Origin of the sequence: Nonomuraea sp. NPDC049158 (assembly GCF_040648335.1) — a bacterium.
Taxonomy (GTDB): Bacteria; Actinomycetota; Actinomycetes; order Streptosporangiales; family Streptosporangiaceae; genus Nonomuraea.
On record NZ_JBEZDM010000001.1, the window covers coordinates 821558 to 842660 of the forward strand.

Annotated in this window: 19 protein-coding genes; 14 read left to right on the top strand and 5 right to left on the bottom strand. The window is 69.4% G+C overall.

Annotation, left to right across the window (positions count from 1 at the left end; translation table 11 throughout):
* The first annotated feature begins 346 nt into the window (after positions 1-346).
* The 4 genes from AB0B61_RS03635 (at position 347) to AB0B61_RS03650 (ending at position 4190) form a co-directional block, all read left to right on the top strand.
* A complete protein-coding gene (locus AB0B61_RS03635; protein ID WP_358427385.1) occupies positions 347-2824 on the top strand; it encodes a nitrate- and nitrite sensing domain-containing protein in 2478 nt (825 codons plus the stop codon).
* Between the two features lie 2 nt (positions 2825-2826).
* Complete coding sequence (locus AB0B61_RS03640; RefSeq protein ID WP_225290600.1) at positions 2827-3249, top strand: roadblock/LC7 domain-containing protein; 423 nt, start codon at positions 2827-2829, stop codon at positions 3247-3249.
* 67 nt (positions 3250-3316) lie between these two features.
* On the top strand, positions 3317-3631 hold the full coding sequence (locus tag AB0B61_RS03645; RefSeq protein WP_358427687.1) for a DUF742 domain-containing protein: 315 nt from the start codon (positions 3317-3319) through the stop codon (positions 3629-3631).
* Positions 3612-4190, top strand: coding sequence for an ATP/GTP-binding protein (locus AB0B61_RS03650; protein WP_358427388.1), 579 nt, complete (start codon positions 3612-3614; stop codon positions 4188-4190). Before AB0B61_RS03645 ends, AB0B61_RS03650 begins: the two co-directional genes overlap by 20 nt.
* A gap of 46 nt (positions 4191-4236) precedes the next feature.
* Here AB0B61_RS03650 and AB0B61_RS03655 read toward each other — a convergent pair whose 3' ends face one another.
* On the bottom strand, positions 4237-5229 hold the full coding sequence (locus AB0B61_RS03655; protein WP_358427392.1) for an SIS domain-containing protein: 993 nt from the start codon (positions 5227-5229) through the stop codon (positions 4237-4239).
* 40 nt (positions 5230-5269) lie between these two features.
* Entirely contained in the window at positions 5270-6313 is a 1044-nt protein-coding gene (locus tag AB0B61_RS03660; protein ID WP_358427395.1) for a hypothetical protein, read from the bottom strand.
* A 256-nt stretch (positions 6314-6569) separates the two neighbouring features.
* On the opposite strand from AB0B61_RS03660, the gene AB0B61_RS03665 reads away from it, so the two are divergent.
* From AB0B61_RS03665 to AB0B61_RS03680, 4 genes are read left to right on the top strand one after another with little or no spacing between them, the layout of a single operon-like run.
* Entirely contained in the window at positions 6570-7688 is a 1119-nt protein-coding gene (locus tag AB0B61_RS03665; protein ID WP_358427398.1) for a spermidine/putrescine ABC transporter substrate-binding protein, read from the top strand.
* Between the two features lie 51 nt (positions 7689-7739).
* Entirely contained in the window at positions 7740-8579 is an 840-nt protein-coding gene (locus tag AB0B61_RS03670) for an ABC transporter permease (RefSeq protein WP_358427401.1), read from the top strand.
* Complete coding sequence (locus AB0B61_RS03675) at positions 8572-9432, top strand: ABC transporter permease (protein WP_358427404.1); 861 nt, start codon at positions 8572-8574, stop codon at positions 9430-9432. The genes AB0B61_RS03670 and AB0B61_RS03675 overlap by 8 nt, the downstream gene beginning before the upstream one ends.
* Positions 9419-10480, top strand: coding sequence for an ABC transporter ATP-binding protein (locus AB0B61_RS03680; RefSeq protein ID WP_358427407.1), 1062 nt, complete (start codon positions 9419-9421; stop codon positions 10478-10480). The genes AB0B61_RS03675 and AB0B61_RS03680 overlap by 14 nt, the downstream gene beginning before the upstream one ends.
* Here AB0B61_RS03680 and AB0B61_RS03685 read toward each other — a convergent pair.
* Positions 10474-11079, bottom strand: coding sequence for a helix-turn-helix domain-containing protein (locus AB0B61_RS03685; RefSeq protein WP_358427410.1), 606 nt, complete (start codon positions 11077-11079; stop codon positions 10474-10476). The genes AB0B61_RS03680 and AB0B61_RS03685 overlap by 7 nt on opposite strands.
* 119 nt (positions 11080-11198) lie before the next feature.
* Here AB0B61_RS03685 and AB0B61_RS03690 point away from each other — a divergent pair, with 119 nt between their 5' ends.
* The 6 genes from AB0B61_RS03690 (at position 11199) to AB0B61_RS03715 (ending at position 18763) form a co-directional block, all read left to right on the top strand.
* Positions 11199-12482, top strand: a complete 1284-nt coding sequence (locus AB0B61_RS03690; protein ID WP_358427413.1) for a glycosyltransferase — start codon at positions 11199-11201, stop codon at positions 12480-12482.
* A gap of 19 nt (positions 12483-12501) precedes the next feature.
* On the top strand, positions 12502-13899 hold the full coding sequence (locus tag AB0B61_RS03695; RefSeq protein WP_358427416.1) for an aminobutyraldehyde dehydrogenase: 1398 nt from the start codon (positions 12502-12504) through the stop codon (positions 13897-13899).
* 173 nt (positions 13900-14072) lie between these two features.
* On the top strand, positions 14073-17357 hold the full coding sequence (locus AB0B61_RS03700) for a nitrate- and nitrite sensing domain-containing protein (RefSeq protein WP_358427419.1): 3285 nt from the start codon (positions 14073-14075) through the stop codon (positions 17355-17357).
* A gap of 5 nt (positions 17358-17362) precedes the next feature.
* Entirely contained in the window at positions 17363-17776 is a 414-nt protein-coding gene (locus tag AB0B61_RS03705; RefSeq protein ID WP_214641718.1) for a roadblock/LC7 domain-containing protein, read from the top strand.
* Between the two features lie 26 nt (positions 17777-17802).
* Positions 17803-18204: a DUF742 domain-containing protein gene (locus tag AB0B61_RS03710; protein ID WP_225290601.1), complete on the top strand. Its 402-nt coding sequence runs from the start codon at positions 17803-17805 to the stop codon at positions 18202-18204.
* Positions 18185-18763 (top strand): ATP/GTP-binding protein, encoded by a 579-nt coding sequence (locus AB0B61_RS03715; protein WP_225290495.1) that lies wholly within the window; start codon positions 18185-18187, stop codon positions 18761-18763. Before AB0B61_RS03710 ends, AB0B61_RS03715 begins: the two co-directional genes overlap by 20 nt.
* Positions 18764-18858: 95 nt before the next feature.
* Here AB0B61_RS03715 and AB0B61_RS03720 read toward each other — a convergent pair whose 3' ends face one another.
* Both AB0B61_RS03720 and AB0B61_RS03725 read right to left on the bottom strand, forming a co-directional pair.
* Positions 18859-19626 (bottom strand): ABC transporter ATP-binding protein, encoded by a 768-nt coding sequence (locus tag AB0B61_RS03720; protein WP_358427422.1) that lies wholly within the window; start codon positions 19624-19626, stop codon positions 18859-18861.
* Between the two features lie 11 nt (positions 19627-19637).
* Positions 19638-21095 (bottom strand): dihydroorotase family protein, encoded by a 1458-nt coding sequence (locus AB0B61_RS03725; protein ID WP_358427425.1) that lies wholly within the window; start codon positions 21093-21095, stop codon positions 19638-19640.
* Positions 21096-21103 lie beyond the last annotated feature (8 nt).

Here is a 21103-nt window from a genome sequence, read left to right on the forward strand (position 1 = left end):
ACTCGCCTCCTCGCTTTGACGGGCCTCAACCTATGTCTTGGATAACGCAAATCTCAACGCCGTGACCTTTAGGAGACATCTGTGCTTCTCCGGTGTTACAGCCCTGGAACGGTACAAACGCCCACAAGCGGACACTTGTTCAGTTATTGGAATATTTCTCGGCCAATGGTCGGCATAAATGGGGCTCCAGGTTCTCGCCCCATGTGCCACACAACTCAACTTTTGTGGCCTTATGTTCGCTTGGCCGAGCTGGTAGGTATGTGTTCCAATTACCGGCACTTGCTGATTTTCCCAGGGGCCTCAGGCGCCCTTCATATACGCCGATTCGGGCGAGAGGTTGCGTTCGGTGAGTACTCAGTTGGGTGAACGGCAGGCGGACGAGGCGAACTGGCGTCTGCGCAACTGGCGCGTCCGGGCGCGGCTGGTCGCCCTCATCGTCATCCCGACCGCCGCCGCCGTCCTGCTCGGCGGCTTCCAGGTGTTCGCCTCGATAGGCGCCGCCGGTGACTACACCCGTACCAACCGGCTGGCGCAGCTGTCCCAGCAGGTCGGCGCGCTCACCCACCTGGTCGCCGGCGAGCGCGCCAGGACCTCGTGGTTCATCGCCAGGGGCCGGCCCGTGACGGGGCTGGCCGCCGTGCGCAACCAGATGGACCAGGTGGACCAGTCCACCACGGAGGTACGGGCCAGCGCCGAGCAGCTGGTGGGCGACGTCACCGGGCGTACCGCCGACCAGATCGAGAACATGCTGAGCCGCCTGAACGACCTGGCCGGCCTGCGCGAGCAGGCGCTCGAAGCCGAGCTGCTGCCCGGTGCCTGCGTCGAGCTCTACACCACGGTGATCAATGAGCTGCTGTCGGTGCACAACGAGCTGATCAAGGGCAGCCAGGACGACGAGCTGTTCCGGCAGACCCGCATGCTCGACTCGCTGGCCCAGGCCAAGGAGAGCGTCTCGCTCCAGCAGGCGCTGGTCACCACCGGCCTGGTCGAGGGGAGCCTTGACCAGGAACAGCTCAAGCGTTTCCTCGGCGAGCTGTCGCGCGAGCGCAACGAGCGCAAGAGCTTCGGCGACGAGGCCACCGCCGAGGAGCGCCGCTTCTTCGACGAGACCGTCAACGGCAGGCCCGCCGACCGCATGCTGTTCCTGCGCGAGCTGGTGCTGATCCGGGCCACGGCCGGGCTGCCGCTGCGCGGGCTCGACCAGGCCAGTCCTGGAGACGACGCCAAGGAGTGGTACGACGCGGGCAACGTCGTCGTCGACTCCTTCCGCAAGGTCGAGCAGCGCCAGGCGGCCGGCATCGTGACCCGCAGCGAGGCGCTGAGCGCCGACGAGCGGCAGCGCGCCCTCGTCATCGCGTGCGCCGTGCTCGCGCTGCTCATCGCCGTCCTGCTGATCACCACGGGGGTGGCCAGATCGCTGGTCCGCCCGCTGCGCCGGCTACGCGGCGAGGCGCTGGAGATCGCCGGGCGGCGGCTGCCGGAGTTCGTCCAGCATCTGCGCGAGTCGCGCGACGGCGCGCTCAACGCCGAGGTGCCGCCGATCGGCATCTTCTCCAAGGACGAGGTGGGCGAGGTCGCGCGGGCCTTCGACGAGGTGCACCGCGAGGCCGTACGGCTGGCCGGCGACGAAGCGCGGCTGCGCTCGAACGTCAACGCGATGTTCGTCAACCTGTCGCGGCGCAGCCAGACCCTGGTCGAGCGGCAGCTCACGCTGATCGAGCGGCTGGAGCGCGGCGAGCGCGACGACACCCGGCTCGGCGACCTGTTCCTGCTCGACCACCTGGCCACCCGCATGCGCCGCAACAGCGAGAACCTGCTGGTCCTGGCCGGTCAGGAGGCGGCACGCAAGTGGAGCGAGGCCGTCGAGCTGATGGACGTCGTACGCGCCTCGCTCGGCGAGGTCGAGAGCTACGACCGGGTCAGCGTCCAGGTGCAGTCGGCGGCCGCCATCGCCGGCCAGGCGGTCAGCGACGTTGTGCATCTGCTCGCCGAGCTGGTGGAGAACGCGGTCTCGTTCTCCCCGCGCGACACCAAGGTCATCATCTCCAGCAGCCACATCGACGGCGGCGGGCTGATGGTCTCGGTCACCGACCACGGCATCGGCATGGGACCGGAGGAGCTGGCCCAGGCCAACTGGCGGCTGGCCAACCCGCCGGTGGTCGACGTCTCGGTCTCGCGGCGGATGGGCCTGTTCGTGGTCGGCCGGCTCGCGCTGCGGCACAGCATCAGGGTGCAGCTGCGCCCCCAGGACACCGGCGGCCTGACCGCCATGGTGCTGATCCCCGAGATGCTGCTCACCTCGGTCCCCGGGCCGGTGGAGCCGCCGGAGCCGCCGTTCATCCAGGTGCCGATGCAGGCCACACCGCCGATGCCCGGCCTCGGCCACCCGTCGTACGACCCCGCGTTCGACCAGCCGCTCGATTCGGCGTCGTGGTTCAGCTCACAGCACACGCACTCGGTGGAGGTGCCGATGCCCGGTCTGGCCTTCCCACCGGTACAGGCCGACAACGAGTTCTACGACACCTTCGAGTCGAGCTGGTTCACCAAGGCGACGCCGACGCCGGACCAGCGCGACCCCGCCTGGACCTCCCCGGCCGACACCGGATGGCAGGCGGCGGGAGCGATCGGCGAACCCGCGCAGAGCGGGACGACCACATCCGGACTGCCCAAGCGGACGCCGAAGGCCAACCTCGTGCCCGGCTCCGCCGCGCCCCCGCCGACGCCCGCGCAGGCGCCGCCGGTCTCGCCCGACCGGTTGCGCAGCAGGCTCGCCAGCTACCAGCAGGGCGTGCGCAAGGGCCGCGAAGAATTAGAGGAGGAATGATGATGAAGAACCTGAGCCAGGCGGCCAGGGACCTGAACTGGCTGGTCAGCGGGTTCGTGGAGCAGGTGCCCGGCGTCGCGCACACGGTGGTGGTCTCCGCCGACGGGCTGCCGGTGGCCATCTCGCGGGGATTCCCCCAGGACCGCGCCGACCAGCTCGCGGCCATCGCGGCGGGGCTGATCAGCCTCACCCAGGGCGCCGCGCGCGTCTTCGAAGGCGGCGGAGTCACCCAGACCCTCATCGAAATGGACCGCGGGCTGCTCCTGGCCATGGCCATCAGTGACGGTTCGTGCCTGGCGGTGCTGGCCGCACCCGATTGCGACATGGGCCTGGTGGCCTACCAGATGACGATTCTGGTCGAGCGCGCGGGGCAAGTGCTCACGCCCGCCGTCCGCGCGGAACTCTCGGCCGCGCGAACCTGGTGATGGGAGCGGACTGTTGGCAGCGTGGGACGACCGCGGACCGGAGCCCGAGCGCAGCTCGTTGGTCCGGATGTACGCCGTCACGGGCGGCCGGACCGCCCCACGCGGTGGCCTGGCCATGGAGGCATTGGTCTCCTCATCGACCTCGATGCGGCTCGGTATGGCCTACACCCGGGAATACCGGGCGATCAGCGAGCTGTGCCGGCAGGTCCGCTCGGTGGCCGAGGTGTCGGCCATGCTGCGGATCCCCCTCGGGGTGGCGCGGGTGCTGATCGCCGACATGGAGTCGGAAGGGCTGGTACGCGTCTACCAGCCGCAGCTCGAGGCGGGCATCCCTGACGCGGGCCTGCTCGAAAGGGTGCTCAGTGGACTTCGCAGGCTCTAGCGGGCTCACCTCGACGAAGATCGTCGTCGCGGGTGGGTTCGGCGTGGGCAAGACCACCTTCGTCGGCGCGGTGTCGGAGATCATGCCGTTGACGACGGAGGCGGTGATGACGGACGCCTCGGCGGGCATCGACGACCTCGCGCACACGCCGGGCAAGACGACCACCACCGTGGCGATGGACTTCGGGCGTGTGTCGCTCGACCGTGATCTGATCCTCTACCTGTTCGGTACGCCGGGACAGCACCGGTTCTGGTTCATGTGGGACGACCTCGTGCGGGGGGCGATCGGGGCCGTGGTCCTGGTGGACTCCCGGCGGCTGGCCGACAGCTTCCCCGCGATCGACTACTTCGAGGAAGCCGGGTTGCCGTTCGTCGTCGGGCTCAACGGGTGGGACGGGCAGTTCGCGCACGTGGAGAGCGAGGTCAGGGAGGCACTCACGCTCTCGCCGCACATCCCGATCATGCGCACCGACGCGCGGGCCCGCGAGGCGGTCAAGGACTCGCTCATCACGCTGGTCGAGCACGCGCTGAACGCCCGCGCCGCCTACGGCACCCGCTGACGGCCTTTTAGGGACGCTGACCGTCTTTCAGGACGCCCCTGACCCTTCACGACACGGCCGACCACCAGTCGGCGGCCACCAGCTCCGCCACCAGCGTCTCCGTCAGCAGCGCCACGTCCGCGTCGCCGTCGTGCGCGTAGCGGATGGCGGCCGTGGCGTCCTTGAGATCCCCGCCGAGAAGATCGCCGCCGACGAGATCCCCGCCGACCGTGACGACCGTCGAGCCACGCTGCCGCACCCAGTCCATGGCCTGGTCCTCGTAGCCGGAGCCGCGGAAGAGCAGCGCGCGGTAGTCGAGGGTCTTGGTGAGGTAGACGTCCACGTGGGCCCAGTCGCCCGTCTCGCAGGCGTCGGCCGGCCGGCGCGGACCCTCGCGGAACATCAGCGCCGACTGCTCCGCCGACGACAGGCGCTCCACGGGCGCGATGGTGTAGACGCCGTCCGGGCCGTCCAGCAGCTCCAGCGTCAGGGGCAGCCACTCCTGCCTGCGGTCGAGGAGGTCGGCCGACGCTTCGGCGCTGCGTCGTACGAGGCCGGCCAGGTCGCGCCCGTCGCCCGTGAGGCGGGCTTCCAGCGCGAGCAGCAGGGCGAGCGTGTGCTGGAACGTACGGCAGGACACCCCGCCCCGCTCCTCGCCCGCGTGCATGGGGACGACCAGGTCGGCCGCCTGCGCGAGAGCCGAGCCGGGATGGTTGGTGAGCGCCGCCACGAACGACGGGCCGTCCGCGTAGCGGGCCACCGCGTCGAGCGTCTCGCGGCTGGTACCCGTCGCCGAGATGGGCACCACGAGCGTCTCCGGGCCGGCGGGGTACGACGCGGCGGCCGAGGCGTAGTCGGCGTAGGCGTCGATGCCCGCCGCGCGCAGGCGGAGCGCGGCCACGCCGGCGGCGTAGCGGGAGCTGCCCATGCCGAGGAACAGCACCCGCCGGACACCGTCCGGCAGTCCCTCGAACGGATCGCCCGCCGCCAGGGTGTCCGCGAGGGTGGCGAGGGCCGCGGGCTTGGCCTCCAGATCGGCCAGGTAGAGCTCGGAATTCACGGGGTCTCCTCAGAAGTGTCTGCCTGGCACGGCTCGGGGTTCACGGGGTCTTCTCGGGATAGCGGGCGCGCAGGACGCCCATCGGGGCGTAGCGCCAGCGGGGCAGGTGGCGGGCGGCGTAGACCAGCTCCCGGCACTCCTGCTCGATCTCGAACGGGCGCAGCAGCGACTCGTCCAGGAGGTTCGGCCGCCCGCACTCGGCCAGCCGGTTCCGGTAGGCGGCCAGCAGGAGCTCGCGGGCCGCGCCGGCCCAGTCGAGCGCCTGGCGCGGCGGGGTGCCGCGGCGCTTGATCGCCACCTGGGCGACGTGCTCCAGGCTGGTGGCGAGCTGGGCGAGGTCCCTGGCCGCCGGCTGGTACGGCGCGGCCTGCGCGACGGTGGGGTTGCCGTCGAAGTCGATCACGGCGTAACCGTCGCGCCACCGCAGGATCTGGCCGACGTGCAGATCGCCGTGGATGCGGATCAGCGGCGTGCTGATCGGCCTGGTCAGCGGGGCCAGCTCGGCTCTGAGGACGTCGGCCCGGCCGGCCAGCCACGCGCCGTCCGCGCCGTCCGTCAGGGCGAGGGCCTCGGCCAGCGCCTGCTCGGCTCTTTCCGCCGGTCCGAAAATCGGTGTAACGGTTGGGGGAGTGGCGACGATGGAGGGGGGTGGGAAAGTGGAGAGCGCCAGGTGGAGGTCGGCGGCCAGGCGGCCGAGGGCTTCCGCGAATGCGGTGCGGCCGGAAGCGGCCTCGTCGGCGCACCACTCCCAGCCGTCCCTGGCCTCCGGCAGGTAGCCCGTGACCAGCGCGAGCAGCGTCTCGCCCGCCTCGTCCAGCCGGGTCACAGCGGCGTACGGCGGAGCCGTGTCACGGAACCCGGCCCCGGCCAGGTGGGCGAGCAGCTCGGGAGCGGGATGCGGCAGCGCCGCCGGCGGCGTCAGCCACTTGACGACCACCCGATCGGCCACGACCACCGAATAATTCGTCTGGTCGACATGCGCGCCGAAATCCCGCTCGACCGGCACCCCAGTGTCGAGATCCCCAGCCTCGTACGAGAGGCTGGGCAGCGCGGAGAAGCGGCGGACCGCGAACGGCGGCGGCACGTCATCCCCTTCCCCCAGCGCCGTCACGAGCGCCGCGGAGACGCCGCGATCTCGTGATGTGAGGGGCTTCTCACCGAGAGAGAGCAACCGCCTCCAAATTGAATTCATGTTCAACAGGAATACCAAACATCCAGGTAACAGTGTCCGCAAAAGTCTTGCTCATGTTGATTTCTGCTGCAACACTCCTCGTCTGGTCTGCCGTGCCCGGTTGGTCGCGCGACCCCTCATCCACCGGAACCTTGAAGGAGTAGCGGCCGTGTTCCGAACCCGGTTCACCCGTCGTCTTCCGGCCGCCATAGCGGTGGCCGGCCTCGCGCTCGCCGCCGCGGCGTGCGGCGGTGAGTCGACCAACGCAGGCGCGGCGCCGGCGGCGACAGCCGACCAGCTCAACCCGAACGCCGACCTGTCGAAGCAGTCGGTCAACGTGACGGTGTGGGACGGATACACGCCCAAGGAGCTGCCGCAGAAGGTCAAGGACAAGCTCAAGTTCCCGCTGAAGATCGCGATCCACGACACCAACGAGACCGCGATGACCAAGCTGACCACCGGTGGTGACAGCGGCATCGACGTGGCGTTCGTGTCGGGACAGTACGCCCAGGCGCTCAACGAGCAGGGCCTGCTGGAGCCGATCCACCCCGAGCTGATCCCGAACCTGTCGAACCTCTACCCCGAGGCGACCCAGCTGTCCTACGACAAGGGCAACAAGTACTCGGTGCCCTACACCTGGGGTACGACCGGCATCTGCTACCGCAGCGACCTGGTGAAGACGCCGCCGACGAGCTGGAAGGACCTCCTGCAGCCCCCGGCGTGGGCCGACAAGAAGGTCACCATGATGACCACCGAGCGCTGGCTGGCCCTGCCCGCCCTCAAGGCGCTCGGCTACTCGGTCAACACCGACAAGGACGCCGAGATCGCCAAGGCGAAGGAGCTCCTCGTCGCGGCCAAGCCGCACCTGCTCGGCTACGACGACACGACCTTCGGCGACAAGCTCACCTCCGGCGAGGCGGTCATGGTCGAGGCGTGGGACGGCTGGTGCCCGACCACGAGCGAGAAGCAGAACATCAAGTTCGTGGTGCCGAAGGAGGGCAGCGACCTCTGGGTGGACACCATGGTGATCATGAAGTCCTCCAAGAACAAGGAGGCGGCGCACGCCCTGATCAACTACATCCTCGACCCCGAGATCCACAGCTGGGCCGCCGTCAACATCAACTACAAGGTGCCCAACAAGGCCGCCATGGACAAGGTGGAGATCGCCAAGGGCTCGCTGCTGGACATCAAGCCGGCCGAGCTGCTGAACGGTGAGTCGCTCATCGACCTGGGCCAGGCGTCGGTGAAGTACACCCGCCTGGCGACCGAGATCAGGGCGCAGTCGTAGTCGCAGGATGAAGTCAGAAGCCGAATGAAGTCTGAAGCTGAATCCCGGCCGGTGTCCCCTTCCAGAGGACGCCGGCTGGGCGCGTTCGTTTTCCTGTCACCCGGCCTGACGTACCTGGTCGTGCTCCTGCTGGTGCCGCTGGTGCTGGTGCTGAGCTACACGCTCTTCCAGCGCGGCCGGTTCGGCGGTGTCGTCTACGAGGTCACCGGCGAGAACTTCAGCCGCCTGATCGACCCGCTCTACCTCAGCGTGCTGGGCACCTCCCTGAAGATCGCGGGGCTCACGACGCTGCTCGCGCTGCTGCTCGGCTACCCGACGGCCTACTTGATCGCGCAGCTGCCACGCAAGTGGAAGACGATCGCGCTGGTCGCCGTCGTGCTGCCGTTCTGGACGAACTTCATCATCCGCGTCTACGCCTGGATCATCCTGCTCAACGGTCCCGGCCTGCTGAACTCGGGGCTGAAGGCGCTCGGCCTGGGGCCGTACGAGCTGCTCTACAACCAGGGCGCCATCATCCTCGGGCTGCTCTACTCCTACCTGCCGCTGATGGTGCTGCCGCTCTACGCGGCGATCGAGCGGCTCGACCCGCAGTTGCGCGAGGCGTCGGCGAACCTGGGCGCTTCGGCGTTCAGCACGTTCCGCAAGGTGACGCTGCCGCTGACGGTGCCGGGCGTGCTGACCGGGTGCCTGTTCGTGTTCGTGCCCAGCTTCGGCAACTTCGTCATCCCCGAGATGCTCGGCGGCGGCAAGTCGGTCATGGTGGGCAACCTGATCCGCACCGAGTTCCTGTCGGCGCGCGACTGGCCCTTCGGCTCCGCGCTGACGCTGGCCCTCGTGGCGGTCCTGGTGGTGCTGCTGATCGCGCAGTCGTGGGTGGCCCGTCGTGCGTAGGGCGAAGTGGCTGCACGTCCCGTTCTGGGCGACGTACGTCTTCCTGTACGCGCCGATCGTCGTGCTCGTCGTGATGTCGTTCAACTCCGGCCGGTCGGCCTACACCTATGAGGGCTTCAGCCTCAAGTGGTACGGCGAGCTGGCCCAGGACGAGCGCATCAGGGACGGCGTGGTCAACACGCTCATCGTGGCCGCGGGCTCGACCGTCGTCGCGACCGTGCTCGGCACGCTGCTGGCCGTCGGCCTGGCCAGGTACACCCGGTCGAAGACGCTCGACGCGCTCGCCCTGATGCCCGCCGTGCTCCCGGACCTGGTGCTGGCCATCGGGCTGCTGGTCTTCTACGGGATGATCCAGCTCACGCTGGGGCTCTACTCGGTGATCCTCGCGCACGGCGTCTTCTCGATGGCGTTCGTCGCCGCGGTGGTGCGTACCAGGCTGTCGAACACCGACACCTCGCTGGAGGAGGCCTCGCGCGACCTCGGGGCGGGCCCGGTCGTCACGTTCATGAAGGTGACGCTGCCGCAGCTCACGCCCGGCATCATCGCGGGCGCGCTGCTGGCCTTCACGCTGTCGCTGGACGAGTTCGTCATCGCCTTCTTCACGATCGGCAACAACGAGCAGACGCTGCCGATCGTCATCTATTCGATGATCCGTTTCGGGGTGACCCCGAAGATCAACGCGCTGGCCGCGATCCTGCTCCTGGTGAGCTTCACCGCGGTGATCGTGGGCCAGCGGATGACCAAGATCGGGGAGAGGGAGCCGAACCGGACACCTGGAGGACCACGTGCGGACCTCAGGATGCAAGGTGAGGCGGACTCGACCATGAGGAGTGTGTCACGTGCTGAAGATTGACGGGATCACCCGGCGGTTCGGTGACGTCACCGCGCTCGACGGGGTCTCCTTGGAGATCCGCCAGGGTGAGTTCTTCGCCCTGCTGGGCCCCTCCGGCTGCGGCAAGACCACGCTGCTGCGCATCCTGGCCGGGTTCGAGACGCCCGACGGCGGCACGGTGACGCTGGACGGCGAGGACCTGCTCGGCAAGCAGCCGAACCGGCGGCCGATCAGCCTGATGTTCCAGTCGTACGCGCTGTTCCCGCACATGACCGTGGCCAAGAACGTGGCCTACGGCCTGGAGTGCGAGAAGCTGCCGCGTCAGGAGATCAAGCAGCGCGTCGGCGAGGTGCTGGAGACCGTCGGGCTGACGGACCTCGGCGGCCGCAAGCCCGCCCAGCTGTCCGGCGGCCAGCGCCAGCGCGTCGCGCTCGCCCGCTCCATCGTCAAGCGCCCGCGCCTGCTCCTGCTCGACGAGCCGCTCTCCGCGCTGGACAAGAAGGTCCGCGCCGACATGCAGCTGGAGCTCAAGCGGCTGCAGCACGAGGTCGGCATCACCTTCGTGGTCGTCACCCACGACCAGGAGGAGGCCATGTCACTCGCCGACCGCATCGCGGTCTTCGAGCGCGGCGGCGTGCGCCAGGTGGACCAGCCCGTCGAGCTCTACGAGCGGCCCCGCACCCCCTTCGTCGCCGACTTCGTCGGCGCCAACAACCTGTTCGAGGGTACGGCCGGCGACGCCGAGGCCCTCAGGACCGACGACTTCGGCCTGCTGCCCGGCACCCCGCTGGAGGAGCTGGAAACGGGCGCCAAGGCGCTCCTGGGCGTCCGCCCCGAGAAGATCGAGCTGCGCGACGAGACCGCCGCGCACGGCCTCGTGGGCACCGTGCTCGACGTCAGCTTCTACGGCGGCGTCTCCCACATCTCGGTCGAGCTGCCCGGCCGCGTCAAGCCGGTCCTGGTGGCCGTGCAGGGAGCCAGCGCCGTGCGCCAGGGCGCCAAGGTCAAGCTGCACTGGCGGCACGACGAAGCCGTCATCATCCCGGCGGGCCAGGGAACGGCTCAATGAGCCAGGCCGTGGCCCGTCGCCGTGCGAGCGTAGGAGAGGATCAGCTCGGCCGCCTCCTGCGGACCTATCACCGGGTGCCGGGCGGTGATCCGGTAACCGTAGGCGTCCTCCAGGGCCACCAGGTTGCGCGAGATCGTCAGCGAGTCGGAGCTCAGCGTGAAGACGCCCAGCGCGGCCCCCGTGTCCAGGATCGACTGGTACATCGACACCTGCCGGTCATAGAGCGAGGTGAGCAGCACGCCGTAGACCCGGCTGCGCCCCGCCGCCCCGCCCAGCTCGTTGAGCAGCCGGACGTCGGGGTCGAGCGGACCGGTCGGCAGCCCCGACCTGATCGTCATGACCAGCTTCTCCGCCGGGTCGGTGAGCGCCGAGAGCTGACGCATCCGCTGCTCGTAGAACCGCTCCATCCCGGCGTGCTGCGCCTCGACCAGCAGCTCGCTGAGGTCGGGATAGTGATACAGCACGGCGCCCGAGGTAAGCCCCGCCTCCTCGGCCACATGGGAGAGCTGGACGCGGTCGATGCCGTGACGGATGATGGCCCGCCGGGCCGCCTCGATCAGGTCGATGCGCCGGTCGCTACGGCTCTTTCGCTGGGTCACACTCACCGCCTTGTTCGTCTGCCGTTCAGGAAGCCGTGACCATAGTGCCTTGAAGTTGACCGGCCCGCTAGATGAGTATTTGAATTCCCCTTCAAATTGATGCCACCTCGGAGCGCGTGATGTCCCTCACCATCCTGTTCATGCCGGAAAGCGCCTACGGGCCCACGAACAACAGCATCGGCATCGGCGACATTCTCCGTCGCCGCGGTCACCGCGTCGTCTTCGCCGCCGAGGCCTCGTGGAAGGGCAAGCTCGAAGCGCTCGGCTTCGAGGAGGACCTCGTCGACCTGGCGCCGCCCGCCGAGGGCGACGAGGAGCAGGACGCGGGACAGTTCTGGAAGGACTTCATCCGCGAGACCGCCCCGGAATACCGCAAGAGCACGCTGGAGCAGCTCGAAACGGTGACCAAGCCCATCTGGGACTCGCTCATCGACGGCGCCAAGTACTGCGAGCCGCAGCTCAAGGCGATCATCGAGCGGGTCCAGCCGGACGTCATCGTCGAGGACAACGTCATCACCTTCCCCGCGCTGCTCACGGCCGGCAAGAAGTTCGTCCGCATCGTGTCGTGCAACCCGCTGGAGGTGCGCGGCGAGGACGTCGCCCCGGTGTTCTCGGGTCTGCCCGCCGATCACCGCGGGGAGTGGGACGCCTTCCGCGCCGAGTACGACCGTACGCACCGCGAGATCTGGGGCGCCTTCAACGAGTGGTGCGTCGAGCAGGGCACCGAGCCGCTGCCCGACCTCGACTTCATCCACGAGGGCGACCTGAACCTCTACGTGTTCCCGGAGATCCTCGACTACACCGACGCCCGCCCGCTCGGCCCCACCTGGCACCGCCTCGACTCCTCGGTGCGCGAGACCGACGAGGACTTCCAGCTGCCCTTCGCGCGCACCGGCGGCGCGCTGGTCTACTTCTCGCTCGGCTCGCTCGGCTCCTCCGACGTGGAGCTGATGCAGCGGGTGGTCGACGTGCTGGCCACCACCCCGCACCAGTTCATCGTCTCCAAGGGCCCGCTGCACGAGGAGATCAAGCTGGCCGACAACATGTGGGGCGCCGAGTTCCTGCCGCAGACGAAGATCATCCCGCTCTGCGACCTGGTCATCACGCACGGCGGCAACAACACCACCACCGAGGCGCTGCACTTCGGCAAGCCGATGATCCTGCTGCCGCTGTTCTGGGACCAGTACGACAACGCCCAGCGCGTGGACGAGCTCGGCTACGGCGTGCGGCTGTCGACCTACGCCTTCACCGACGAGGAGCTGACGGGCGCCCTCGACCGCCTGCTCGGCGACGAGCAGCTGCGCGCCCGGCTGGCCGCCGAGGGTGAGCGGATCCGCGGTCTCGACGGGCTGCGCAAGGCCGCTGACCTCATCGAGGAGCTGGGACAGCGGTCCGATGCGTGAGCTTGGGGGCAGCGGTCCGATGCGTGAGCTGATCAACCCCGCGACGGGACTCGTCTTCGACAAGATCCCCGACACCCCCGTCGAAGACGTGACGCGGGCCGTGGGGGCGGCGCGCGCCGCCTTCGAGGAGTGGTCGCAGGCCACCCCGGCCGAGCGGGCCCGGGTGCTGCTGCGGCTGGCCGACCTGGTCGAGGCCGACGCCGAGGAGCTGACCCGGCTGGAGGTCGAGGAGACGGGCAAGCCCGCGGCGGTCTTCAGGGACGGCGAGCTGCCGTTCGCGGCCGACAACCTGCGCTTCTTCGCCGGGGCCGCGCGCTCGCTCGACGGCTCGGGCGCCGGGGTGTTCAGCCGCGGCTACACCTCGGTCATGCTGCGCCGCCCGGTCGGCGTGGTGGGCTCGATCGCGCCGTGGAACTTCCCGTTCGTGATGGCCGTGTGGAAGCTCGGCCCGGCCGTCGCCGCGGGCAACGCGGTGGTCATCAAGCCCGCCCCGCAGACGCCCCGCACCACGCTGCGCCTGGCCGAGCTGTTCGTCCAGGCGGGCGCGCCGGCCGGCCTGGTGCGGGTGGTCACCGGCGACGCCGAGGTGGGGGAGGCGCTGGTCACCGATCCGGGCGTGGACATGGTCAGCGTCACCGGCTCGACGGAGACCGGCCGGGCCGTCATGAGCGGAGCCGCCAAGACGCTCAAGCGGGTGCACCTGGAGCTCGGCGGCAAGGCGCCCGCGCTGGTCTTCGAGGACGCCGACCTGGAAGAGACGGCCCGCGGCGTGGCCATGGGCGCCACCTACAACACCGGTCAGGACTGCACCGCCGCCACCCGCGTCTACGTGGCCCGGCCGGTGTACGACGACGCGGTGGAGGCCATCAGGCAGACCCTCGCCGGCATCACCGTGGGAGACCCGTGGGACCCCGCCACCGACGTCGGCCCGCTGATCTCGGCGGCCCACCGCGACCGGGTGCACGGCTTCGTCTCCGGCTCCGGCGGGCGCGTCGTGCACGGTGGCGCCCCGGTCGACGGACCCGGCTTCTATTACCTTCCGACACTTGTTAACGAAGTGTCACAGAACAGCGATATCGTCCAGGGAGAGCTATTCGGTCCCGTCCTCGTGGTCCTGCCGTTCGACACCGAGGACGAGGCGGTCACGCTGGCCAACGACACGCGCTACGGTCTGGCCTCGTCCGTGTGGTCACGGGACGTCGCCAGGGCGATGCGGGTCTCACACCGCCTCGATGTGGGTGTGACCTGGATCAATGACCACCTTCCGATAGCCAGCGAGGCTCCGCACGGCGGGGTCAAGGGCAGTGGGTTCGGCAAGGACATGAGCCAGGAGGCGGTGCAGGAGTATTCGGTGACCCGTCACCTGATGGTCAAGCACGCGGCGCCGGTGGAGCGAGACTCCTTTCGGCCCGCCTGAAAACGCGCGCGGCGAAATGCGACCTTGTGGGCACGTTTGGTCGTATTTGATGGGATATGTACGGTTGGCCGTCTGGTACGGGTTGTGTTCCAATTACCCAGCCCGCAGAAATCCCATGCGCCCCAAGCGTGTCAGATTTTCGAGCACGTAACGGCGAGAGGTTGCGAGAGTCAGTGAGGACGGATAACCCCAGGCACACCAGGTCCGGGGAGTACACAGGCGGACGGTTCCGGCTGGCGAACTGGCGCGTGCGCTCCAGGCTGGTGGCGCTGATCCTCATCCCCACGATCGTGGGTGTGCTCCTCGCCGGCGTCCAGCTCGCGAACGCCATCGGCACCAGCGCCGAGTACCGCCGGCTGACCCAGGTCGCCGAGCTGGTCCAGCGCGCCTCGGCGCTGTCGCACGAGCTCGCCAAGGAACGCACGCTCACCGCCTGGTACATGGCCGACCGCCGGCGTCCCATTCGCCTGAGCCAGCTCAAGACCCAGCGCGAGGCGTCCGACGCGGCCAAGCAGCGTGTGCTCGCCGCCACCACGTCCATCGACGCCACCCACACCACCCGCGTGATCGGGGAGGTCGACGAGATCCGCCGGTGGCTGACCGGCCTCGACGGCCTGCGCAGGTCGATCGCGGGTGAGGCGAGCGTGCCGCCCCGGGCCGCCATCCGCACCTATTCCTCCCTGATCGAGGTCCTCGAGAGGCTCCAGGGCGACCTGGGCGACGGCATCAGCGACGACGCCCTCCAGGGCGACGTGGCCGCGCTGACCGCCCTCGACGAGACCCGCGAACAGGTGCTGCGCCAGCAGGGCATCCTCGTCGTGGCGCTGATCGAGCGGCGGCTGGACTATGACGACCTGTCCGACTTCCTCGGCTCCTGGAACAGCCAGCAGCTGGAGCTGACCGCCTTCGAGCAGGAAGCCAAACCGCAGGACCTCCAGGCGTACAAGAAGGGCGTGCGCGGCCCGCAGATCGACCGCGCGGACGCGATGCGCCAGCGGGCCCTGGCCCAGCTGCGCGAGTTCAAGACCATCAGGGACCTGGACATCACGACTCGCCGTGACCTCCAGCTCTGGTACGAGAGCACCTCGCTGTCCGCCAACGCCATGCGCAAGGTCGAGGACGGCCTGACCACCAGGATCGTGGCCACCACCCGGGACCTGAGCGACACCGAGCAGCGCAACGCCATCATCTCCGGTGCGACCATCCTGGTCCTGCTGCTCCTCGTCCTGGTGATCACCACCCGGGTGGCCGGTTCGCTGGTCCGCCCGCTGCGCCGGCTGCGTGCCGAGGCGCTCCAGGTGGCCACCACCCGGCTGCCCGAGACCGTCCGCCTGCTGCGCGAGTCCGGGGACAGCGCCGAGGTGCCCGACGTGCCCTCCGTCGGCGTCAACACCCGTGACGAGATCGGGGAAGTGGCCCGGGCCTTCGACGAGGTCCACCGCGAGGCGATCCGGCTGGCCGGCGACGAGGCCAAGCTGCGCGCCAACGTCAACTCGATGTTCGTCAACCTCTCCCGGCGCAGCCAGACGCTCGTCGAGCGGCAGCTGCAGCTCATCGAGGGCCTGGAGCAGGGTGAGGAGGACGAGAACCGGCTGGCGAACCTGTTCCGGCTGGACCACCTCGCCACCCGCATGCGCCGCAACAGCGAGAACCTCCTGGTCCTCGCCGGCCAGGAGGCCGCCCGCAAGTGGAGCGAGCCGGTGCCGCTGGTCGACATCGCCCGCGCCTCGCTGTCCGAGGTCGAGAACTACGAACGGGTCCAGATCCAGATCCCGTCCGGCATCGAGGTGGCCGGCCCGGCCGTCACCGACGCCGTGCACCTGCTCGCCGAGCTGATCGAGAACGCCATCTCCTTCTCCCCGCGCGAGAGCAAGGTCCAGGTCACCAGCTCGCCCATCGAGGGCGGCATCCAGGTGACGATCACCGACCTGGGCATCGGCATGTCGGCCGACGAGCTGGCCGAGGCCAACTGGCGGCTGGCCAACCCGCCGGTGGTGGACGTGGCCGTCTCGCGCCGCATGGGCCTGTTCGTGGTCGGCCGCCTGGCACTGCGCCACGGCATCAGGGTCCAGCTCGGGATGCGGGACGCGGGCGGCCTGGCCGCGCTCGTCATGCTGCCCGACATGCTCCTCGGCGGCGCCGGCTCGGTGCCCCAGCAGCGCGGCCAGTACGAAGCCTTCACCACCTTCGACCCGAGCCAGCTGGAGCCGTCCTCGACGAACGGCTCGGGCGTCTACGCCGCGCCGCAGGCCACGGTCGACACTCCTGACATTCGCGACGACGCGCCGGTCGACACGCAGTGGCCGGGCACGCTGCCCGTGCCGGGCGGTGGCGGCAACTGGCCGCCGTTCGGCGAGGAGCAGCCGCCGCGCCACCAGCAGCCCGACGAGCAGCGCTGGCCGTCGTTCGCGGAGGAGCCGCCCGCGGCCGCCTCCCCGGGCGAGCAGCGCTGGCCGTCCTTCGCCGAGGAGGCGCCGCGGCAGGACGAGCAGCGCTGGCCCTCCTTCGCCACCGAGCCGCCGCCCCCCGCGCAGGACGAGCAGCGTTGGCCGTCCTTCGCCACGGAGCCACCCCCGCCCTCGCCCGCGGAGGAGACGCGCTGGCCGTCCTTCGGCTCGGCCGAGGAGCCGCCGCCCAGGTCGCCGTTCGTCGAGCTGCCCAAGCCGTCCTACGACGCCGAGCCGCGGCCGGCGTACGGGTTCGACGAGCAGCGCTGGCCGTCGTTCGCCGACTCGCCCATCCCGCCCGTCGAGCCGTTCACGCACAACGGCCGCGGCGCGTTCAACCCGTTCGGTCCCGGCGAGTACTCCTCCAAGGACCTGACCGGCCCGCTGCCGGCGGTGCGCAACAACTCGCCGCTGGAGCAGAGCGACGACTTCCTGCCGATCTTCTCCTCGGTCGGCTCCGACTGGTTCCGCAGACCGGAGCCGGAGCCCGAGCCGCTCAAGCCGGATCTGGAGCACCACTCCGAGATCTCCGCGCAGGAGGAGACGCAGATCGGGGGGATACCGGCCGTGCCGCCGGTCGGCCCGCTCCCGCAGCAGCCCGCCGGGCAGCCCTACGCCCAGCCTTACGCTCAGCTCCCCGTGCCTCCCGCGGCCGCGCCCCCGCCGGTCGCCGCGCCCGCCGGGACGCCGGACAAGCCGTCGCTGCCGCAACGCGTGCCGGGTCAGTCCGGCGCGGGCTCGACGTGGTCCTCGCCCGCCGACACCGGCTGGCAGGCCGCGCAGGCCGCCGCCGAGCCGGCCATGGGCGGCACGACGGCCTCCGGCCTGCCGCGACGCGTGCCGAAGGCCAACCTGGTTCCCGGTACGGCCAGCCTGGCGGAGCCACAGGCGACGTCACCGGCACCGCAGATCTCTCCCGATCGCTTGCGGAGCCGGTTGTCCAGCTTCCAGCAGGGGGTACGGCAAGGCCGCGCGTTCACCCGCGGAGAAGACAATGAGGAGGAGCAATGAGAGAACTGAGCCAGGGAGCGCGTGGCATCAGCTGGCTGATCACTGATTTCGTCAATAACGTGCCTGGAGTCGCGCACACCGTGGTGGTGTCGTCCGACGGCTTGCCGCTGGCTTTCTCCGAGGGTTTTCCCAAGGATCGGGCCGACCAGCTGGCCGCGGTCGCCTCGGGTGTGATCAGCCTGACGCAGGGCGCGGCTCGTGTGTTCGAAGGCGGTATGGTCACCCAGACCGTCATCGAGATGCAGCGCGGACTCCTGATGATCATGTCCATCAGCGATGGCTCCTGCCTCGCTGTGCTCGCCGCGCCCGATTGTGACATGGGCCTGGTCGCGTACCAGATGACGCTGCTCGTGGAGCGGGCCGGCCAGGTGCTCACACCGGCCGTGCGCGCCGAGCTGCAGGCGTCCCGCCCGCGTTAGTCGGACGGCGACAGGAGAAGATCATGATGTCAGGTCAGGGTTGGGCTGGTGATAGCACTCCGCCGCATCCGTCGGCTCCGCGTCCGCAGAAGCCGAGCTCCCTTGTCCGGCCCTATGCCGTGACAGGGGGCCGCACGGCCCCACGGATGAAGTTCGCCATGGAGGCCTTGGTGTCCTCCGTGACCTCGGAATATAAAGACATTTCACTATTAAGTCCGGAGTATCAGGCGATCATTCAGCTAACCCGGAACGTCAGGTCGGTTGCCGAGATCTCCGCCCTTTTAAGGCAGCCTCTTGGGGTGGTCCGGGTGCTGATCGCCGACATGGCGTCGGAGGGCCTGATCCGCGTGCACCAGCCTGCGCTGGACGCGGGAAAGCCGGACCTCAACTTGCTCGAAAGGGTGCTCAGTGGACTTCGCAGGCTCTAGCCCCGGCCTCACCTCGACGAAGATCGTCGTGGCCGGTGGCTTCGGCGTGGGCAAGACGACGTTCGTGGGTGCGGTCTCGGAGATTCTGCCGCTCACCACGGAGGCGGTGATGACGGACGCGTCGGCGGGTGTCGACGACGTCTCTCTCACGCCCAACAAGACGACCACGACCGTGGCGATGGACTTCGGCCGGGTCTCGCTCGACCGTGACCTGATCCTTTACCTGTTCGGCACGCCCGGACAGCACCGGTTCTGGTTCATGTGGGACGACCTGGTGCGCGGTGCGATCGGCGCGGTGGTGCTGGTGGACACGCGGCGGCTGGCCGACAGCTTCCCGGCCATCGACTACTTCGAAGAGGCCAAACTCCCCTTCGTCATCGGCATCAACGGCTGGGACGGGAACTTCCAGCACCAGCAGGAGGAGATCCGGGAGGCGCTGTCACTCAACCCGCACATCCCGATCGTCCGCCTGGACGCCCGAGTCAGGGACTCGGTGAAGGGCACGCTGATCACGCTGGTCGAACACGCCCTGACCCGCCACTCCCACACTCCGGCCTGACTTCCTCTGCACCAGTGCCGCCGGGCGAGACGCCCGGCGGCACTGGTGGTTCGGCCTGTCCTTCAGTTATGGGGACGCGCGGTTATGGGGGGTGCTCAGACAGAGGCCACGCCGCGTACCAGGCGCCCCACCTCGGCGCGCAGATGGACGAAGTCCGGGTGCTCGCGAGAGGTGATCTGGTCGCGGGGACTGGGCAGCTCCACCTTCAGGTCGCCCACGACGTGCGCGGGCGCCTTGGACAGCACGACGACGCGGTCGCCCACGTACACGCTCTCGTCGATGTCGTGCGTGATGAGCACGATCGTCATCTGGTGGTGCCCGCGTACCTTCAGCACGAGGTCCTCGAGGTCCTCACGCGTCTGCGCGTCGACCGAGCCGAAGGGCTCGTCCATGAGCATCAGCGCCGGCCGGTAGGCCAGCGCGCGGGCGATGGACACCCGCTGCTGCATGCCGCCCGACAACTGGAACGGGTACTTGCGACCGGCCTCCGCCAGCCCCACCGACTCCAGCGCCTCGTGCGCGGCCTCGCGGCGCTGCTGCTTGGTCATGTCCTTGCGACGCAGCGGCAGCGCGACGTTGTCCGCCACCGACATCCACGGGAACAGCGACCGGCTGTAGTCCTGGAAGACGACGGCCAGGTTGGCGGGCGTCTGGCGGACCAGCTCGCCCTGGACCTTGATGGCCCCGCCCGTGGGCTTGATCAGGCCCGCGATGGAGCGCAGGAGCGTCGACTTGCCGCACCCGGAGGGGCCGACGATGCACAGCAGCTCGCCCTCGGCGACGCTCAGGTTCAGGCCGTCGATGGCGTGGTGCCGCGCCGGGCCCTCGCCGTAGACATGCGTGAGGTTGTCTATCTCAAGCAAGGGGTTTCCTTTCAGCCCAGCGGCCGGGAGATGTACTGGCCTACTGGACGACCCACGATCTTGCCCGCGTCGAGGACGTGGTTGCCCCTGACGAACGTGTCGGTGACCTTGGCGCTCAGCTCGAAGCCCTCGAACGGGGTGTACTCCTGCGTCGACTCCGACTCGGCGGCCCGGACGGTCCACGTGCTGCCGGTGTCGACCAGGCAGAAGTCGGCGTCGAAGCCGGGCGCGATGGTGCCCTTGCTCCGCAGGCCGTACCGGCGCGCGGGGTTCCAGGAGGTGAGGGCGGCGATGCGCCCGTAGGACAGGCCGCGGCGGCGGCCCTCGGTGATCAGGCCGGGCAGCAGGTATTCGGCGCCGCCGAACCCGGCCTTGGCCAGGAACACGTCGTCGGCCGGAGCGCCGAACTTGAGCTCCTCCCGGCAGCAGGCGTGGTCGCTGACCACCCAGTCGACGGTGCCGTCGAGCACGTACTCCCACAGCGCCTCGACGTCCTCGCGCGGCCTGATGGGCGGGTTCACCTTCGCGCCGATCCCGTTGGCGGTCTCGATGTCGGCGAGAAGATGCCCGATCGTGACCTCACGGCGGAAGTCGATGTGCGGGAAGGTCTTGGCCATCCGCACGGCCGCGTCGAGCGCCTTGCGCGAGGACAGGTGGAGCAGGTTGATGTTGGCCAGGCCGGTCTCGTGGGCGAGATAGGAGGCGATGAAGACCGCCAGCCCCTCGGAGTGCGGCGGCCGGGAGGCGCTGTAGGCGGCCAGGCCGCTGAGGTCGCCGGCCTCCTCCACCAGCTTGGTGTAGGCGGTCATGATCTCGGCGGTCTCACAATGTAGCGACAGTGAGATCTCGTCGGCCAGGTGCGGGAAGCGTTCGCGGGCCTCCTGCACGCCACGCATCACGAATTCGAAGTGCCCGTAGTCGTAGCGCTCGCCCTCGGGCAGCATCAGGAACTTGCTCTGGTCGGCCGAGCGCCCGTGCAGCCCGTGCCCGCCGTAGAACATGAAGATCTTGAACGACGAGACCCCGAACTTCTCCACCAGGTCGGGCAGCTCGCCGATGTGCGTGCTCGACATGGGCGCGAGGTGGAAGCCGTAGTCGATGTAGGCCTGTCCCTCCGCCTGGCTGCGCACCTCGGGGAAGAACTCCGCGTAGGAACCGCCCCTGTTGAGGTAGTACTGGCCGGTCCGCATGTAGCTGAGCGCCGTGGTGACGCCGCCCTGGGCGCTGGCCATGCTCTCCGAGGCGGTGTCCTCGGGCAGCGGGTTGTAGATGCCCCAATGCTGGTGGGCGTCCACGACGCCCGGGAAGGCCAGCTTCCCGTCGCCGTCGAGGACCTCCTCGACGCCCTCGGCGGACAGGCCGGCCCCCACCTGCTCGATGCGCCCGCCGGTCACGGCGATGTCCGCGACGACCGGTTCGTCCCGGTCGTGCGTAACGATACGCACGTTCTTCAGCAACAGGTCAGTCACATCCGCCT

Coding starts and splice junctions, on each gene's coding strand:
- AB0B61_RS03690 (WP_358427413.1), top strand. CDS start 11,199: ATGTCCCTCACCATCCTGTTCATGCCGGAAAGCGCCTACGGGCCCACG.
- AB0B61_RS03640 (WP_225290600.1), top strand. CDS start 2,827: ATGAAGAACCTGAGCCAGGCGGCCAGGGACCTGAACTGGCTGGTCAGC.
- AB0B61_RS03645 (WP_358427687.1), top strand. CDS start 3,317: ATGTACGCCGTCACGGGCGGCCGGACCGCCCCACGCGGTGGCCTGGCC.
- AB0B61_RS03710 (WP_225290601.1), top strand. CDS start 17,803: ATGTCAGGTCAGGGTTGGGCTGGTGATAGCACTCCGCCGCATCCGTCG.
- AB0B61_RS03695 (WP_358427416.1), top strand. CDS start 12,502: ATGCGTGAGCTGATCAACCCCGCGACGGGACTCGTCTTCGACAAGATC.